At 67.2% G+C, this 15,852-nt stretch carries 15 protein-coding genes and 5 tRNA genes; 1 reads left to right on the top strand and 19 read right to left on the bottom strand.

Translation table 11 applies throughout. From position 1 onward, the window contains the following. Positions 1-151: 151 nt before the first annotated feature. From J2848_RS14625 to J2848_RS14590, 7 genes are all read right to left on the bottom strand, one after another. Positions 152-1,183 (bottom strand): hypothetical protein, encoded by a 1,032-nt coding sequence (locus J2848_RS14625; protein WP_246193927.1) that lies wholly within the window; start codon positions 1,181-1,183, stop codon positions 152-154. A gap of 169 nt (positions 1,184-1,352) precedes the next feature. After that, complete coding sequence (locus J2848_RS14620; RefSeq protein ID WP_149232032.1) at positions 1,353-2,144, bottom strand: DUF1217 domain-containing protein; 792 nt, start codon at positions 2,142-2,144, stop codon at positions 1,353-1,355. Beyond that, the gene (locus J2848_RS14615) at positions 2,141-2,521 is read right to left on the bottom strand and encodes a hypothetical protein (RefSeq protein WP_149232033.1); all 381 of its coding nucleotides are present in this window, start codon (positions 2,519-2,521) and stop codon (positions 2,141-2,143) included. Before J2848_RS14615 ends, J2848_RS14620 begins: the two co-directional genes overlap by 4 nt. A gap of 4 nt (positions 2,522-2,525) precedes the next feature. Further along, positions 2,526-2,999, bottom strand: coding sequence for a flagellar biosynthesis repressor FlbT (locus J2848_RS14610; RefSeq protein WP_149232034.1), 474 nt, complete (start codon positions 2,997-2,999; stop codon positions 2,526-2,528). Next, a complete protein-coding gene (locus J2848_RS14605; protein ID WP_149232035.1) occupies positions 2,989-3,408 on the bottom strand; it encodes a flagellar biosynthesis regulator FlaF in 420 nt (139 codons plus the stop codon). Before J2848_RS14605 ends, J2848_RS14610 begins: the two co-directional genes overlap by 11 nt. Before the next feature lie 219 nt (positions 3,409-3,627). Next, on the bottom strand, positions 3,628-4,872 hold the full coding sequence (locus J2848_RS35915) for a flagellin N-terminal helical domain-containing protein (protein WP_149232036.1): 1,245 nt from the start codon (positions 4,870-4,872) through the stop codon (positions 3,628-3,630). Positions 4,873-5,069: 197 nt separating this feature from the next. Next, positions 5,070-5,894: a winged helix-turn-helix domain-containing protein gene (locus J2848_RS14590; RefSeq protein ID WP_246193928.1), complete on the bottom strand. Its 825-nt coding sequence runs from the start codon at positions 5,892-5,894 to the stop codon at positions 5,070-5,072. A 388-nt stretch (positions 5,895-6,282) separates the two neighbouring features. On the opposite strand from J2848_RS14590, the gene J2848_RS14585 reads away from it, so the two are divergent. Next, positions 6,283-6,741 (top strand): hypothetical protein, encoded by a 459-nt coding sequence (locus tag J2848_RS14585; protein ID WP_149232037.1) that lies wholly within the window; start codon positions 6,283-6,285, stop codon positions 6,739-6,741. Positions 6,742-6,878: 137 nt separating this feature from the next. Here the strand turns inward: J2848_RS14585 and J2848_RS14580 are convergent. The 12 genes from J2848_RS14580 to J2848_RS14525 all read right to left on the bottom strand — a co-directional run. Continuing rightward, positions 6,879-6,953: transfer RNA gene (locus tag J2848_RS14580), tRNA-Val, on the bottom strand. A gap of 28 nt (positions 6,954-6,981) precedes the next feature. Then, positions 6,982-7,056: transfer RNA gene (locus tag J2848_RS14575), tRNA-Gly, on the bottom strand. A gap of 4 nt (positions 7,057-7,060) precedes the next feature. Then, positions 7,061-7,137 (bottom strand) — tRNA-Asp (locus tag J2848_RS14570). Positions 7,138-7,209: 72 nt separating this feature from the next. Further along, positions 7,210-7,285: transfer RNA gene (locus J2848_RS14565), tRNA-Ala, on the bottom strand. A gap of 39 nt (positions 7,286-7,324) precedes the next feature. Beyond that, positions 7,325-7,411, bottom strand: a tRNA-Leu gene (locus tag J2848_RS14560). A 74-nt stretch (positions 7,412-7,485) separates the two neighbouring features. Further along, positions 7,486-9,135 carry a phospholipase D-like domain-containing protein gene (locus tag J2848_RS14555; protein WP_149232038.1) on the bottom strand — a complete coding sequence of 550 codons (1,650 nt, stop codon included), beginning with the start codon at positions 9,133-9,135 and terminating at the stop codon, positions 7,486-7,488. 96 nt (positions 9,136-9,231) lie between these two features. Further along, positions 9,232-10,278 carry an aldose epimerase family protein gene (locus tag J2848_RS14550; protein WP_149232039.1) on the bottom strand — a complete coding sequence of 349 codons (1,047 nt, stop codon included), beginning with the start codon at positions 10,276-10,278 and terminating at the stop codon, positions 9,232-9,234. Then, a complete protein-coding gene (yjfF, locus tag J2848_RS14545) occupies positions 10,278-11,264 on the bottom strand; it encodes a galactofuranose ABC transporter, permease protein YjfF (RefSeq protein WP_149232040.1) in 987 nt (328 codons plus the stop codon). The genes J2848_RS14550 and yjfF overlap by 1 nt, the downstream gene beginning before the upstream one ends. Beyond that, a complete protein-coding gene (locus J2848_RS14540) occupies positions 11,261-12,304 on the bottom strand; it encodes an ABC transporter permease (RefSeq protein WP_149232041.1) in 1,044 nt (347 codons plus the stop codon). The genes yjfF and J2848_RS14540 overlap by 4 nt, the downstream gene beginning before the upstream one ends. Continuing rightward, a complete protein-coding gene (gene ytfR, locus J2848_RS14535; RefSeq protein WP_149232042.1) occupies positions 12,301-13,881 on the bottom strand; it encodes a galactofuranose ABC transporter, ATP-binding protein YtfR in 1,581 nt (526 codons plus the stop codon). Before ytfR ends, J2848_RS14540 begins: the two co-directional genes overlap by 4 nt. Before the next feature lie 78 nt (positions 13,882-13,959). Continuing rightward, positions 13,960-14,928, bottom strand: coding sequence for a galactofuranose ABC transporter, galactofuranose-binding protein YtfQ (gene ytfQ, locus J2848_RS14530; protein WP_149232043.1), 969 nt, complete (start codon positions 14,926-14,928; stop codon positions 13,960-13,962). Positions 14,929-15,381: 453 nt separating this feature from the next. Further along, positions 15,382-15,852, bottom strand: a 471-nt coding sequence (locus tag J2848_RS14525; protein WP_253568655.1) for a porin, incomplete at its 5' end; no start/stop codon positions are given.

Here is a 15,852-nt window from a genome sequence, read left to right as displayed (position 1 = left end):
CCTCTCCCCCCCAGGGAGAGGGTTAGGGTGAGGGGGGCGCGAAGCGAGGATTTTCAAGCATTGCGCGCTCCCCGATTCCCACCGGATCCACCCTGTGCATCCCCCTCACCCCGACCCTCTCCCCGGGGGGAGAGGGGGAATTCACCTCGCCTCACCCGCCCATGTTGTTGCGCGACGCCTGTTCGATGGTCTTGATGTGGGCGAGGCCCGGCAGGATTTCCGAGCGGATGAACTCCAGCCGGCGCACCGGGCCGCCGCCGCGGCCGAAGCGGTGCTTCCACAGATTCATCTTCACCGCCAACCCGCACAGCACGCCGCCGATGGTCAGGTGATGGGTGACGATCAGGTCGCGGATGCTGCGGAAGCTTTCCGGGTTGATGTCGCGCCAGAAATCGCGGGAGCGGTTGTCGAAGCTCTCGAACCGCCCGGTGATCGAGGTGGCGATGTCGGTCAGGTCGTGGCCGATCTCGTCCAGCATGCGGCCCTGGCGGGCATCGCGGCGCACCTCGCTGACCTGATACAGCTCCGCCATCCAGCCGAGGAAGCCCTGCACGTCGGGCACGATGTCGTCCAGGCAGCGCTTGAAATAGGCCAGCGACAGGAAGATGTCGGCATATTCCTCCAGGAAGGCCGGGATCTCCTGCAAGGGAATGTCGAGCCGGTCGGCGGTCAGCTGAAGCCGGCGCCGCGCCTCCTCGACATCGGGCTGGGCGAACAGGCGGACCAGATCCTCCATGCTGGCGATGTCCGCCCCCTGCACGCCATAGACATGCTCTACCAGCGGCCGGGTGAAGACGCGCATGTAGCTGGTCAGCTCGGCCCGCTTGGCCGCCGACAGGCGCAGCGCGCCCGCTTCCTCCACGTCGATGTTCAGGCGGCGCAGCTCCAGCCGCAGGCTGTAGACGTCGAAGCTGGCGGCCTCGCCGATCTGCACGATCTTGCGCAGGTCGCGGCGGAACTCCGGGCCGTCGATGCCGAAGCATTTCGACAGCTGGTTGATGCCGATCTGGCCGCTGCCGGTCTGGGCGTCGTTGAACAGCTCCGCCACCGTTTCCAGCCGGACATTCTTGATCAGCCGCGCCCGGCGCAGCCCCGGCGTCTCCAGCGGCAGGATCGACAGCGGCAGGATGTGCAGCGCGTCGCGCGCGTCATCCTCCTCCGAAGACGCCCCGTGCAGGCGCACCGCGGCGGCGCCGGTGGTGGCGGGCGGGCGGATGCGGTCACGAGGCTTCCGATCCTGTAAGTCACCGGACCTGCGGTCCTGTAAGTCACCGGACCTGCGGTCCTGTTCGGGGCCGGCTGGCGGCTGCACGGCTGGACTCCTCCCGCCTGGGTTGAGCCCCGCAGCCCGGTCAGAAGCGCGGGAACTTCATCAGCGTCATGGTGATGGACGGATCGATGGAAATGACCGAGGCCCGCCCGTTGCGGGAAATCGGCCCGATCGACGGCATGGCGGCAGACGAGGCGGCATCGCCGTTCTGCATGTCGTACATCGCGGCGAAACGGTCGAGCAGCTTGGCGACCTTGTCCGGCTTCTTCAGGTCGGCGATGTCCATCCGCTTTTCCAGCAGCGCCTTCTGCTTGTCGACGTCCAGCAGCGCCGTCTGCTCGGGCAGCCCCAATGCCGTGTAGACCACCTTGCGCAGGGCGTTGTCGGCCATCACCTGATACCAGTTGCCGATGTTCGCCGACCGCCGCTGGAAATAGAGGCCGAGGCGCACCGCCGGATTGCTGTCCTCCGATTCGACCTCCAGCGTCACGGCGACGTAGCGGTCGACGATGGCCTGGACGACGGCCGGGTTCTTCAGGTTCTCACCCTTGTTCTCGGCGAATCCCAGGACCTTCGCCATCTCGCGGAACTTGGTGTCGCTCATCCGGTTGGCGGTGGAGAACTGGTCGCTGACGCCTTCCTCCAGCACCTTGCGGATCAGGCCGCGCGACTTCGCCTGACTGCCGAGATCGAAGGCGTCCAGGACGAAGCGGTAGAGCTTGTCGTCCTTCATGAAGTCTTCGGTGCTGGTGATCTTGCCGATGTTGTCCTGGAAGTAGGTGATGGCGCGCTGAACCGCCGGGCGGCTGCGGATCGCCTGTTCGTAGCGGTCGTGGTTCCTGTTGACCATGCGCAGATCGACGAGCGTCGTCATGCCTGGACCTCCCCGGTCTTGCCATCGAGGTCGCGCGGAATGGCGGGATCCTCGTCCGCCGCATCGGTCTCCGACCCATAGCCGGCGGGGATGCGCATGATGACTTCCCCCGTCGCGGTGTCGAGCACCTCGGTGTAGAGCCGGGAGGTTCCCGGCGCGAGGGTGACGCGGTAGGGCTGGGAAGCATGCCGCTTCGCCTCCGCCTCCGCGGCATCGGACTTCCTGGCGGGTTCCACCACATCGGCCGGATTGGCCGTTTCGGCCTGCGCGGCGCGGAGACGGTCGGCCTGGCGCTGGCGCGCCTCGGCGATGATGTCGGCGCTGGCGGTCGACCGCTCGCCGGACGGGCCGGTCACGCCGGTGACGGGGGTGGGCATGGCGTCAACCTCCCGGATATTGGCCCGGATGCCGGCCCGCTTGATGACCGACGCCATCCGTCTGAAAAGACGGCGCCGGAGCGGACGGAGCCGCCGACAGCAGCGTGGCTTCATACTCCATCACCGGGCGCAGGGCGGACAGCGCCTTGTAATAATCGCGCTCGCCGATATGGCCCATGGCGCGGGCGATGCGGTCCTGCATGTCGGCCCGGACGAAGGTGGTGTAGAGCTGCGCCATCATCGCCGCCGCCGCACCGCTGCCATTGGCGGCGACCTCGGGATCAAGCAGCATGCTCTGGATCAGGAAATAGGCGCGGCGCACCGGGGTCACCGCATCCTCTTCCTGAAGGATGTCGCTGCCGCGGATGATCTGGGCGAAGTTGGAGATCGTCAGGGTGTAGCGGCGGTTCTCGTTCTGCACGACGCAGCCGTTGATCACCACCCGCTCGCACGGCTTCAGGCGCAGCTTAAGTGCCATAGGACAATTCCTCCGTCGCCAGTTCCCGCGCGGGCTGCACCGCCTCCTGGGCCGCCCCCTGGGCCGCCCCTTGCAGGCCCTGCATCACCGACCGGTTGATGTGGAGCAGAAGGTCGATGCCGCCTTCGCCGCGCAGGACCCGCTGGGTGTTGCGGTTCACCGCGAAGGACAGCGAGACCAGACCGGCGCGCAACGCCTCCGGCAGGGCGTTGCCGTCCTCCAGCAGGTCGGCGCGCAGGGTGTTCCACAGCTCCAGGTTCCGCCACAGCGCGTCCTTCAGCGCGGCGGAGCGCCAGTCGGCGCTGCGGTTGTTCTCCAGCGCCAGGGTGATCCGCAGGAACACCCGGTACTCGATCTTTCGCGGATCGTCGCACTCGGCGATGGTCTGGTGATAGGCGGCGATGCTCATGGGCGCACCCCTGCGGTGGGTCTTTTAATTTTTCGTGCGATTCACGTTTCAGACGATTCCGTCTGAACCGATCGCACTCGGGTGACGGACGGGGATGGCCGTCGGCGATGCCCGCTCCGGGTTGCCGCGGGCGGGAGGAACGGGCATCGCCGACGGGGCGGCGCCATCGTCCAGGGGTTCGGCCCTGAATTTGGACGATGACGCCGCCCGCCAGGGGACTTAGCGGAACAGCGACAGGATGTTCTGCGGACCCTGGTTGGCGATCGACAGAGCCTGGGTCGCGAGCTGCTGCTGGACCTGGAGGGCCTGCAGGCGGCTCGATTCCTCGTTCATGTCGGCGTCGACCAGGGCGCCGATGCCCTTGTTCATCGAGTCCGTCAGCTTCGACACGAAGTCGTTCTGCACCGACACGCGGTTCTCGATGGAGCCGATGACCGACGCCTTGCCGATGGCGCTGTCGAGCAGCTTGTTGATGACTTCCAGCGACTTCTTGGAGTTGTTGACCACGTCGACCTGGGTCAGGTCGGCGAGGCCGCCGAAGGCGTCGCTTTCCTTGGAGCCGACCCACAGGCCGGACACCTGGGCGGTGAAGTTGCCGTCGGCGTTCACGTCCTGGTCGGTGAAGGCCAGATTGTCGCCGGTGAAGGCGACCTGGAAGTCACCGCCGGCGGCGGTCAGGGCGGTGTTGATCGCCGTGGCGATGTTGCCCTGGGTGGTGGCGAGGTCGGTGTCGTAGAGCTGCGCCGACAAGTCGACCGACACGTCGGTCTTGGTGCCGTTTTCCTTGGTGATGGTCAGGGTGACGGCGCCGAGGCCGAGATTCTGGCCGTCGATGAAGGTCTCGCCGGGGGCGCCGAACTTGAGGTCGATCGACGCCTTCTTGGCGTTGGTCGAATCGACCTGCTGCTCGATGGTGGCCTTGCCGACGATCGATTCCACGCGCATGTCCTGGCGCTGGAAATCGATGTAGCTGGGATCGACCGTGCCGTCGCTGCGGCTCAGCGAGGCCAGGATCGAGACGTTCTTGTCCTTGGCGGTGCCGTCGTTGGAATAGGTGACGCGCAGCAGGTTGTCGCCGTTGAAGGACGCGTCGGCGGCGGCACCCTTGATCAGCTTCACCAGCTGGTCGACGTCGTTCTGGATCAGCGACTTGTCGACGCCATTGGTCTGGCCGGCGATGACGCGGGCCTTCAGCGTCTGCAGGTTCTCGACGATGTTCTTGGCGGCCACCGACGCGGTGTTGGTGGTGCCGGAGCCGAGTTCCAGCGACTCCTTGACCGCCTTGAAGCCGGCGACGTCGGCCTTCATGGTGGTGGCGATCGACCAGTAGGCGGCGTTGTCCTTGGCGTTGTTGACCTTCAGACCGGTCGAGATGCGGTCCTGCGTGGTCGCCAGGTCACCGGTGACGTGACGCAGCGTCTGCAGGGCGGTCATTGCCGAGGCATTGGTCAGAATCGAGGCCATGGGTATCTCCATTCGCGAGATGCATGGCGCCTTTCTGACGCCGGGGCCATTCACGCCGGCCATCCCGATCTTCAATGCGGGGGCGCGAGCGGCGAATTCGAGGATGACCGGGCCGGTTTAAGCCGGGGTAAAAAATCAGGGGCGTTTGGGACGTTCGGGGCGGACGGTATATTCGGCGGACGATCAGCGACAGGCGGTCAGCGCCCGACGGCGCGGATGGGGGCGCGGACGGCGGCACGGGGCACCACCGGCGGGATGAAGGGCACGCGGGGGGCGGCCAGGGCGCCGGCGTTCGACCAGCGGTCCAGCATCAGCTGGGCGCGGTCGGGGGCGACATGGTCGGGAGGCGCCTCGAACTTGTAGCCGCGGCCATAGACCGTCTCGATGTAGCGGCCGCCGCCGGTCGCCGTGTCGATCTTCTTGCGCAGCTTGCAGATATAGACGTCGATCACCTTGTCGAGCGGGTCGGAGCCGGACAGGCCGTAGACCTCTTCGTAGATGTGCTCCTTCGACACCACCCGGCGGTGGTTGAGGGCCAGCACCGACAGGATCGCGTGTTCCCGCTGGCTGAGGCGCAGGCGTTCGCCGTCCACCTCCGGGTCGCGGCCGTCGAGGAAGACGGTCAGGCGGCCGACCGTCACCGCATTGCTGGTCAGCCCGTAGGAGCGGCGGCGGATCGCCTCCAGCCGGGCCCGGATCTCGGTGCTGATCACCGGCTTCACCAGCACGTCGTCGGCGCCTGCCCGCAGGATACCGGCGGTGGTGTTGGCGCAACGGCGCTCGATCAGGCAGATGATCGCGGCGGTCACGTTGCGGGCGCGCAGCATGGCGACGCAGGCTTCGGTATCGCCGACGTCGCCGATGATGATCGCGTCATGCGCGATGTCGACGGAGCCATTCCCACCCACCAGATCGCGCAGGCCATTCAGGTCCAGGCGGTCATGGTTAACCTTGCACAGGGCGAGTTGCTTGCCGATGGCTTCGGCGATCAGATCGGCTGGCTCAATCAGCAAAGCCTGCATTGGATTCTCCATTGTCGAGCAAGCGCAGATAAAGCATTGATTTTTACGCAATTGCGCTCAGGTCACATGCTTATCACAGCCCCAAAAGAACCTATCGAAAGGCGATGTGTCAACAGATTGGGGTACCCGGATAGACATAGGTATAACCCCGGTTTTACGTAGCTTTAATGGTTTCGTTCGACTAAAGACTGGATAAATTTTTATTCATGTGGGGTTTTACTTGGAAAGTCGCTGTGAATTTCGAATGATCGTCACAAACAACCATTAATTCGTTCGCCATCTATGGTTAACGGCAGTGATGAGATGGAAAACCAGCGCTTACAAACATGAACGCTGGTTTAACCCTGCTGTCCTACGGTCGCCGGGCATCCGTGTTTGAGGAGGTTCCATGTCCGGAACGAAGGCGTCCGTCCTTGCGGCGGCCACGGCCGCTTTTGGCCTGCTCGTCCTGGGGGGCTGCGCGCAACTGTCGCAGGCCCCCGACAGCGATTACCGCCAAGCCCTTGAAAAAGCGCTGACCGCCGGCCAATGCGACGGCGATGCGGTGCGCGACCTGTGGTCGGCCTATGGGCGGTGGTACGGAGTCGCGTCCTCCATCGCCGGCCATCCGATGACCGACGAGGCCGCCGTCCTGCTGCGCCAGGGCGACCAGTTCCGGATTCTGAACTGCCCGGAGGTGGCGCGCGCGTCCTACCAGATGCTGATCCGCCGTTTTCCGGCCGACAGGTTTACGCCGCTGCGCGAAGCCGCCCAGGCGTCGCTGCGGTCGCTGCCGGCGCCGCCTCCCGTCGCCGGCGGGCCGATTCAGGTCGGGCCGAACCAACTCAGGCCGCCCGCGGCGATTTGAGAGGGGAGTGGGCTGCCTGATGCGGCACGGCAGCGACGTTCCGACAGGGGGCCGATAGGAACATTCTGAAGGAGATCCCGCAGAAGCCCCGAAATGGCGAAGGCCGCCAACCCGTTCCGGTTGGCGGCCTTCATGAATGGTGGTCCCGACTGGGATTGAACCAGTGACCCCTACGATGTCAACGTAGTGCTCTCCCGCTGAGCTACGAGACCACGGGAACCAAAACTGTCGCTCCAGTCATGGAGCGGGCGAAGGGATTCGAACCCTCGACCCCAACCTTGGCAAGGTTGTGCTCTACCCCTGAGCTACGCCCGCAAAGTGGCGCGAGTGACGGGACTTGAACCCGCGGCCTCCGGCGTGACAGGCCGGCGCTCTAACCAACTGAGCTACACCCGCGCTGAGGAGCGGCGCCTTTTACAAGACATCACCCCGACAGACAAGACCTAAACAAACCCAAACCTTCAGAAGTGGTGGAGCCAAGGAGGATCGAACTCCTGACCTCTACAATGCCATTGTAGCGCTCTCCCAGCTGAGCTATGGCCCCACTAATACTTCTGTTCCTCTTCACCAACACTTGGAGTGTTGGTGCGCTTGGAGGGACTCGAACCCCCACGGCCTTTCAGCCACTAGGACCTGAACCTAGCGCGTCTACCAATTCCGCCACAAGCGCTTTCCCCGCACCGCGTTGGGCGCCGCGGGGAGCGCCTATGTAGCGGGATGGACCGCGGCCCGCAAGCAGAGAATTCACTCTCCTCGAAAATTTTTCCCGAGCCTGTTCCGGCGGGCCAGAACCGCCAATCCGACCCCTACCGCAGCACCCGCCATAACCCCGGCGCCGATCCGCCATGCCGTCCGGTTCACGTCGCCGAACAGGGTGGCACCACGCAGGATGGTCTCCGCCATCGGCTCCGGCCGGTCGGGGTCGAGCAGGCGTTCGTCGACCAGCCGGCGCTCGGTCTCGCTCAGCGGTTCCGGCTCCAGCGGGCGGAGCGAGCGGCCGGCGGGGCGCATCAGCCGGTCCACCGTGGCGGTCAGCGAGCCGGTCGCCTCCTCCGTCCGCTCCACCTCCTCCACCGCGACGCCCAGATGCTCCGCCATCAGGCGGGTGCGGACAGAGCGGATGGCGCGGCAAACCTCCGGCCGCCCGCCATCCGGGCATTCGCCATCGGGGCATTCGATGGCGAGGTCGCACTCGCTGTCCAGCCCCTGGGAGCGGTTGTTGATGTTGGACGACCCCACCCGCAGCAGCCGGTCGTCGACCACCAGCACCTTGGCATGGACATAGATGCCCTGCCCGCCCGCGGTCACCGGCGCCAGGATGCGGAAGCGCCCCTGCGGATCATGCTCGCGCAGGCGCTGGACCAGCAGGGAGCGGGCGCTGCCCATCGCCTCCTCCTCGACCCAGCCGGGGGTGCGTTCGGGGTTGACCACCACCACCTCCGGCCCGTCCGGCTCCGACAGGCGGGCGGCGATGGCGCCAACGATGCGCTGGGAGGCGAAATACTGGCTTTCCAGATAGATGAACCGGCGGGCGGCAGCGATGGCGGCCAGATACAGTGCCTCGATCTCGCGCACGCCGCGCTTGCCGGTCTTGTCCCGCCCCTCGTCATCCGCCGCCCAGTCATCGGACAAGGGATCGGTGCGGGCGATGGCGACGGGGATGTCGCGGAAGTCGGGCTCCAGATCCTCGGGCCAGTACGGCTCGACCGGCGGCGGCGGGACCAGCTGCTCGCCGGTCGCCCGGCGCCAGCGCTCGCGTGCCAGCTCGCCCAGCGCCCGCGCGGCATCGCCATCGACCGCCGTGGTCACGTCATGGAAGGGGCCATAGGGCTCGCCGCTCGGCCGCACCCGGCGGGGATCGTCGTCGCGGTGGTCGGGGGTGTCCCAGCGGTCGGTGGTCATGTCGATGCCGCCGCAGAAGGCCAGCGCATCGTCGATGATGGCGATCTTCTGGTGATGGCAGGCGCCGGGCGGATGCGCCGAATCCAGGCGGAAGCGCAGGCGCCGGCTGCTCATCCAGTCCAGCAGAACCAGCGGAGTCCGGCCGCGGAACGGCATCTTCAGGACCGACAGGTCCCATTTCAGCACATTGATGGTCAGATCCGGCCGCACCCGGACGATCCAGGACAGGAAATCGCCCAGCTCGTTCGGCACGTCCGGCATCGGATCGTCGGGTTCCAGCTTGATCCGGGTGTCGAAATCCCAGCCGATCAGCATCACCGTGTGGCGGGCATGCAGGATCGCCGCCTTGATCCGGGCGAAATAGGCGGCGGCATCGATGATGACCGCCATCCGGTCAGCCTTCTCCAGCCGCCAGCAGGTCCGGCCAGGCACCAGCACCGGGCCGGGCTGGGAGACGGACTCTGCGCGAACGGTTCCCGGCGTCGCAGCCATGTCGAACTTTCCTTCCGGCATCGCGGGGTCGGCAGCGGGACCGCTGCCGTGCCTTCGATGAACCCCGCGGGCCGGCGGACGGTTCCGCTCCCCGCCTCAGCTCGTCCGGAATCGCAGCTGCATGCGGTGCCGGTAGGTCTCGCCGGGATCGAGCCGCGCCGACGGGAAATGGCCGATGTTCGGGCTGCCGGGAAAGCGTTGGCTTTCCAGCGCCAGACCGGCGAAGCGGCAATAGGGCTGCCCGCCCTTGCCCACGATTTTCTCGCTGAGATAGCCGCCGCTGTAGACCTGCAAGCCCGGCTGGTCGGTCGCCAGCTCCATCCGCCGGCCGCTGCCGGCATGCTCCAGCACCGCCACCGGGCGCAGTTCGCCCGCCGGCCCCTCCAGGCACCAGTTGTGGTCGAAACCGAAGCCGCCGACCGCCTCCAGCGCCTCGCCCAGCCCCACCCCGCCGCGCCCCACATCACCGCGCAGGTCGAAGGGGGTGCCATCCACCGGCCGCACCTCCCCCGTCGGGATCAGGTCGGCGCCGACCGGCGTGGTGAAGCCGCCGCGCACCGTCAGCCGGTGGTCGCGCAGGTCGCCCGACGCATGCCCACCAAGGTTCCAATAGCTGTGATGGACGATGTTGACGATGGTCGAGCGGTCGGTCGTCGCCGTCATGCGGATATCCAACACCCCGTCGTCGCTCAGCTGGTAGCGCGTCGTCGCCGTCAGCGTCCCCGGATAGCCCTGGTCACCGTCGGGCGAGACCAGCGTGAAGGTGACGGCATTCTCCGCCTCTTCGACCTGTGCCTCCCAGATCCGCCGGTCGAAGCCGTCCGGCCCGCCATGCAGCTGGTTCGGCGGCTCGTTGACGGCCAGCCCGTGGCGCACGCCGTCCAGCGTGAAGGCCGCCCCGCCGATGCGGTTGCCGTAGCGGCCGCAGGTGGCGCCGAAATAGGCGTCGCTCGCCAGATAGTCGGCCAGCCGGTCGAAGCCCAGCACCACGTCGGCGCTGGTCCCGTCGCGGCCGGGCACCATTAACCGCACCAGCCGGGCGCCATGGGCGACCAGCGTCGCCTCCAGCCCGCCGGCGGAGAGGGTGAAGCCCTCCACCGGACGTCCTTCGTGGATATCGAACAGGAAACTCTCGATGGGCATCACGCCTCCGCCGGTTCGCCGCCGCGGCCGGCCCAGACCACCAGCAGGCCCTTCTGCAACAGGATGAAGACGAACAGCAGCACGCCGATGGCGATCTTGGTCCACCAGCTGCTCAAGGTGCCGTCGAAGGTGATGTAGGTCTGGATCAGCCCCTGGATCAGCACGCCGACGAAGGTGCCGACGACATAGCCGTAGCCGCCGGTCAGCTGGGTGCCGCCGATCACCACCGCGGTGATGGTGTCCAGCTCCACCCCCGTCGCCGCCAGCGAATAGCCGGCGCCGGTGTAGAGCGAGAAGACGATCCCGGCCAGCCCGGCCAACAGCCCCGACAGCCCATAGACCGCCACCGTCGTCCGCGCCACCGGCACGCCCATCAGTTCCGCCGACTGGCGGTTGCCGCCCAGCGCATAGAGGTTGGCGCCGAAGCGCGTCCAGTGCGCCAGCACCACCGCCGCCAGCACCACCCCCAGCATCAGCAGCGCCGGCAGGCTCAGCTTCAGCCCGAAGTCGAAGCGCAGCGCCATGTCGTTCAGCTCGCCATAGAGCGGGTGGTTGATCGGCACCGAATCGGTGGTCAGGACGAAGCCCAGGCCGCGGGCGATGAACATGCCGGCCAGCGTGACGATGAAGGGCGGCATCTGGAAGACATGGATCACCCCGCCCATCGCCGCGCCGAAGCCGCCGGCGGCGATCAGCGCCACGGCGAAGGCGGGAACCGGATGCCAGCCGCCCTGCTCGATCAGCACGGCCAGCAGCACGGTGGTGAAGCCGATCACCGCCCCGACTGACAGGTCGATGCCGCCGGACAGGATGACGAAGGTCATGCCGACCGCGGTGATGCCGAGAAAGGCGTTGTCGGTCAGAAGGTTGCCCACCACCCGCCAGGAGGCGAAGTTGGGGAACTGCGCCGCACAGAGCAGGAACCCCACCACCAGCACGGCGGTGGTGACGATCAGCGGAAGGAACCGCTGGAGTGCACCGGTCATGGTTTCGCCCCTCCGCTGGTCGGCGCCACCGGCGGCTTGACCGTCCCGATCGGCCGCGCGCCCTTGGGTCGCGGCAGGAACAGGGTCAGCGTCGGCGATTGCAGCAGCAGGACGACCAGCAGGACGCCCGCCTTGACGATCAGGTTGAATTCCGGCTTGAAGCCGCTCAGCAGGATGCCGGTGTTCATCGCCTGGATGATCAGCGCCCCCACCACCGACAGCACCAGCCCGAAGCGCCCGCCGAGCAGCGAGGTGCCGCCGACCACCACCGCCAGGATGGCGTCCAGCTCCAGCCACAGCCCGGCATTGTTGGCGTCGGCGCCGCGGATATCGGCGGTGACGATCAGCCCGGCCACCGCCGCGCACAGTCCGCACCAGACATAGACGGCGACCAGCACCACCGGCGTGTTGACGCCGGCCCCGGCGCTGGACAGCCGGTTGACGCCGACCGCCTCGATCATCAGCCCCAGCGCGGTGGCCCGCACCAGCAGGGCCGTCACCGCCAGAGCTACGATGGTCAGCACCACCGGCATCGGCACCGTCAGGAAGGATCCGCTGCCGATGAAGGCGAGCGCCGGGCTGGTGAAGGTGACGATCTGCCCCTCCGTCACCAGCTGGGCGATGCCGCGGCCGGCGACCATCAGGATCAGGGTGGCGATGATCGGCTGGATGCGCAGAACCGCCACCAGCAGCCCGTTCCACAGCCCGCACAGCAGCCCGGCCGCCAGCGATGCCGCCAGCACCGCCGGCAGGCTCCAGCCCGCCCCGGTCATGGTGGCGGCGATGGCGCCGGAGATCGCCATGACGGCGCCGACCGACAGGTCGACGCCGCGGGTGGCGATGACCATCGTCATGCCGATGGCGAGCAGCGCCACCGGAGCGCCGCGGTTCAGCACGTCGATCAGGCTGCCGAACAGCCGGCCGTCCTGAAGACGGATCGCGAAGAAATCGGGAAACAGCAGCCAGTTGGCCAGCAGAACGGCGATCAGCGCGCCATATTGCGGCAGGTTGCGCGACGGGCCGGGAGCGGACAGCGTCATTGCCGCACCTCTGCGCCCGATCCGGTGGCCGGCGTCTCCGACGCGATGGCATGTGGCGTCTCCGACGCGATGGCGGCGACGATGCGCTCCACGCTGACCTCCCCTCCCCTCAGTTCCGCCACATGGCGGCGGTCGCGCAGCACGACGACGCGGCGGCTGTAGGCGACGATCTCCTCCAGCTCCGACGACACCACCAGCAGCGCCATGCCGTCGGCGCACAGCCGCTCGATCAGGCGGATGATCTCGGCATGGGCGCCGACGTCGATGCCGCGGGTCGGCTCGTCGAGGATCAGCAGCCGCGGCTCGGTCGCCAGCCAGCGCGCCAGCAGCGCCTTCTGCTGGTTGCCGCCCGACAGCAGCTGGATCGGCCGTTCGGCGTCCGGCGTGCGGATGTCGAGCAGGCGGATGAAGCGGTCGGCGATCTCCTCCTGGCGGCGGCGCGGGATCGGCTTCAGCCAGCCCTGCCGCGCCTGGAGCGCCAGGATGATGTTCTCGCGCACCGACAGCTCGCCGACGATGCCCTCCTTCTTGCGGTCCTCCGGGCAGAAGCCGAAGCCGAGCCGCACGGCATCGCGCGGGCCTTTCAGCCGGATCGTCCGGCCGTCCACCGTCGCCTCGCCCCGGTCGGCGCGGTCCATGCCGAAGACCAGCCGCACCGTCTCGGTCCGGCCGGAGCCCAGCAGCCCCGCCAGCGCCACCACCTCGCCGGGGCGGATGTCGAGGTCGAAGGGCTCGACGCTGCGCGCCTTGCCGAATCCCTTGAAACTGGCCAGCGGCGGACGGCTGTCCACCTCCGCCGGGCCGAGGTCGATGCGGTGCGCCGCCGCCTCCAGCTCCCGCCCCAGCATCATGGCGACGAGGTCGAGGCGCGGCAGCTCCGCCGTGCGCCGCTCGCCGACCAGCCGGCCGTTGCGCAGCACGGTGATGCTGTCGCAGACCTCATAGACCTGATCGAGGAAATGGGTGACGAAGACGATGCCGATCCCGCGCGACCGCAGGGTCCGCATCACCTTGAACAGCACCGCCACCTCCTGCGCGTCCAGGCTGGCGGTCGGTTCGTCGAGGATCAGCACCTTGGCCGACATGTCGACCGCGCGGGCAATGGCGATGATCTGCTGCGTCGCGACCGAGAAGCGCCCGAGCGGGGCGGTCACGTCGATCGACAGGCCATAGGGTTGCAGCACCGCCCGCGCCCGCCGCCGCATGGCGCCGCGGTCGACCAGCCCCCAGCGCATCGGCTGGCGGCCCAGGAACAAATTCTCCGCCACCGACAGGTTCGGCAGCAGGTTGACCTCCTGATAGACGGTGCCGATGTGCAGGCGCTGCGCCTCCTCGACCCCGCGCGGTGCGATCTCCCGCCCCTCCAGCGCCACGGTGCCGCCGTCGCGCTGGTAGACGCCGGTCAGCGTCTTGATCAGGGTCGATTTGCCGGCGCCGTTCTCGCCCAGCAGGGCATGGATCTCGCCATGGCGCAGGGTGAAATCGACGCCGTCCAGCGCCTGGACGCCGAGAAACGCCTTGGACAGCCCGCGGATCGCCAGCAGCGGAGCGGAGGGGGGAGCGGTGGATGCCGTCATGGCGGACCTCGCCGGATGCGCAACGAAACATGTGGAGGATCCCCTCTCCCCAGGGGGGAGAGGGAGATTTCCCCCAGATCAGTAGGCGTCCTTGCGGCGCTCATACTCGGCCTTGGCGGTGTCCGGGGTGAACAGAGCCGATTCGGTCTGGATCCACTTCGGCGGCGCCTTGCCGTCCTTCTTGAAGGCGATCAGCGCGTCATAGGCGGGGCCGGCCATGTTCGGCGTCAGCTCGACCGTGGCGTTCGCCTCGCCTTCCGACATCGCCTTGAAGATGTCCGGCACGCCGTCGATCGACACGACCAGGATGTCCTTGCCCGGCTTCAGGCCGGCTTCCTTGATCGCCTGGATGGCGCCGACCGCCATGTCGTCGTTGTGGGCGTAGACGGCGCAGATGCCCTTGCCGCCATTCTCGGCCTTGATGAAGCTCTCCATCACCTCCTTGCCCTTGGCGCGGGTGAAGTCGCCGGACTGGGTGCGGATGATCTTCATCCCCGGATTCTTGGCGACGATCTCGTCGAAGCCCTTCTTGCGGTTGATGGCCGGCGACGAGCCGACGGTGCCCTGCAGCTCGACCACAGCGCACTTGCCGCCGGTCTGCTTGGCAAGCCACTCGCCGGCCACCCGGCCCTCATGCACGGTGTCGGAGGTGACGGCGGTCATGTAGAGGCTGGGGTCCTTGGTCTCGATCTGGCGGTCGAGCAAAACCACCGGGATCTTGGCCTCCTTGGCCTCCTTCAGCACCGAATCCCAGCCGGTCGCCACGACGGGCGCGATGAAGATGGCGTCGACGCCCTGGGCGACGAAGGACCGCACCGCCTTGATCTGGTTCTCCTGCTTCTGCTGGGCGTCGGAGATCTTCAGGTCGATGCCGCGCTTGTCGGCTTCCGCCTTGGCGGTCTTGGTCTCGGCCGCGCGCCAGCCCGATTCGGAGCCGATCTGCGAGAAACCGACGACCAGCTTCTTGTCGGCGGCCTGGACGCCGCCCAGCCCGATGAACAGAGCCGCGGCAGCAGTGGCGGCGGAGATCACCCATTTCCTGGACATCCGATTCACTCCCTGAGGGTTTATGGCGAGTTTTGATTGCGGTGCTTGCTGGATGGGGGGCAGGCGACGGGACGGGGTGCCGAAAGATCGTGATCGCCACCCGGTCCTGAATTGTTCGTCATGCCTACTTTAAGTACGTAGAACCATAACTGTCCAATACGATTCTCGACCGATGCGATGCCGAAAAGGATATATCCGGTCGAAGATCGGGCCGAACGCTTGACTGGAACAGGGCATAAAAAATGGCCGGGCAGCGAAAGCAGCCCGGCCGTCAGGTGACCCCGCTCCGGTCAGGAGCGGGGCCGACGCACCCGAGGGAGAGCGCGCCGGGACGCGACCGCCGCGGTGGGATGGACAAAACCGCCGCGGCGGCGCGAAGCCGAAGGAGAAGAAAAAGGCCAGGACGTCAGTTGGCCCTTTTTCAGAGCGCGAGGCTCTTGGAAGACCAGGCTCTTAGAAAGCCAGATCGGTGCGGAGGATGAAGATGTCGCCCTTGTCGCTGTTGGCGGCGACGTCGGAGCTGAGCTTGAAGTGGTTGTATTCCGGCGCGACGCTGAAGCCCGGAGCGACGACATACTTGGCGCCGACGGTGATCAGCTCGAACTTGCTGCGGCCGCGCACCGTCAGGTCGCCGGCATCCTTGGCGTTCAGGTAGCCGACGCCCAGCGTGGTGGCGCCGAAGGTGTACTGCGCGCCGGCGGTCCAGACGTCCTGCTTCTCGCGGCTGACGATGGTAGCGCTGGACTTGGCATAGCCGCTGTCGCCCGACCAGGCATAGCTGCCGCCGATCTTGAAGCCGGCATAGGCCAGCGTCAGGCCGGCATGGGTCGAGGACAGCTTGTCGAACTGTTGCGCCGGGGTGGTGGTGGAGTTCTTGGCCTCGCCGCCGAGGTAGAACAGGCTGCCGTTGATCGCCACGCCGCC

Origin of the sequence: Azospirillum lipoferum, from assembly GCF_024170005.1 — a bacterium.
Classification (GTDB): domain Bacteria; phylum Pseudomonadota; class Alphaproteobacteria; order Azospirillales; family Azospirillaceae; genus Azospirillum; species Azospirillum lipoferum.
Note: the sequence above shows the minus strand (reverse complement) of the source record. Positions and strands in the feature narration are given on the sequence as shown.

What these genes read in the sequence shown, in the direction of transcription:
- J2848_RS35915 (WP_149232036.1), bottom strand. Translation starts at nt 4,872, where the DNA reads ATGGCCTCGATTCTGACCAATGCCTCGGCAATGACCGCCCTGCAGACG.
- J2848_RS14620 (WP_149232032.1), bottom strand. Translation starts at nt 2,144, where the DNA reads ATGACGACGCTCGTCGATCTGCGCATGGTCAACAGGAACCACGACCGC.
- J2848_RS14590 (WP_246193928.1), bottom strand. Translation starts at nt 5,894, where the DNA reads ATGCAGGCTTTGCTGATTGAGCCAGCCGATCTGATCGCCGAAGCCATC.
- J2848_RS14540 (WP_149232041.1), bottom strand. Translation starts at nt 12,304, where the DNA reads ATGACGCTGTCCGCTCCCGGCCCGTCGCGCAACCTGCCGCAATATGGC.
- J2848_RS14585 (WP_149232037.1), top strand. Translation starts at nt 6,283, where the DNA reads ATGTCCGGAACGAAGGCGTCCGTCCTTGCGGCGGCCACGGCCGCTTTT.
- J2848_RS14550 (WP_149232039.1), bottom strand. Translation starts at nt 10,278, where the DNA reads ATGCCCATCGAGAGTTTCCTGTTCGATATCCACGAAGGACGTCCGGTG.
- J2848_RS14615 (WP_149232033.1), bottom strand. Translation starts at nt 2,521, where the DNA reads ATGCCCACCCCCGTCACCGGCGTGACCGGCCCGTCCGGCGAGCGGTCG.
- yjfF (WP_149232040.1), bottom strand. Translation starts at nt 11,264, where the DNA reads ATGACCGGTGCACTCCAGCGGTTCCTTCCGCTGATCGTCACCACCGCC.
- J2848_RS14555 (WP_149232038.1), bottom strand. Translation starts at nt 9,135, where the DNA reads ATGGCTGCGACGCCGGGAACCGTTCGCGCAGAGTCCGTCTCCCAGCCC.
- J2848_RS14610 (WP_149232034.1), bottom strand. Translation starts at nt 2,999, where the DNA reads ATGGCACTTAAGCTGCGCCTGAAGCCGTGCGAGCGGGTGGTGATCAAC.
- J2848_RS14605 (WP_149232035.1), bottom strand. Translation starts at nt 3,408, where the DNA reads ATGAGCATCGCCGCCTATCACCAGACCATCGCCGAGTGCGACGATCCG.
- ytfQ (WP_149232043.1), bottom strand. Translation starts at nt 14,928, where the DNA reads ATGTCCAGGAAATGGGTGATCTCCGCCGCCACTGCTGCCGCGGCTCTG.
- ytfR (WP_149232042.1), bottom strand. Translation starts at nt 13,881, where the DNA reads ATGACGGCATCCACCGCTCCCCCCTCCGCTCCGCTGCTGGCGATCCGC.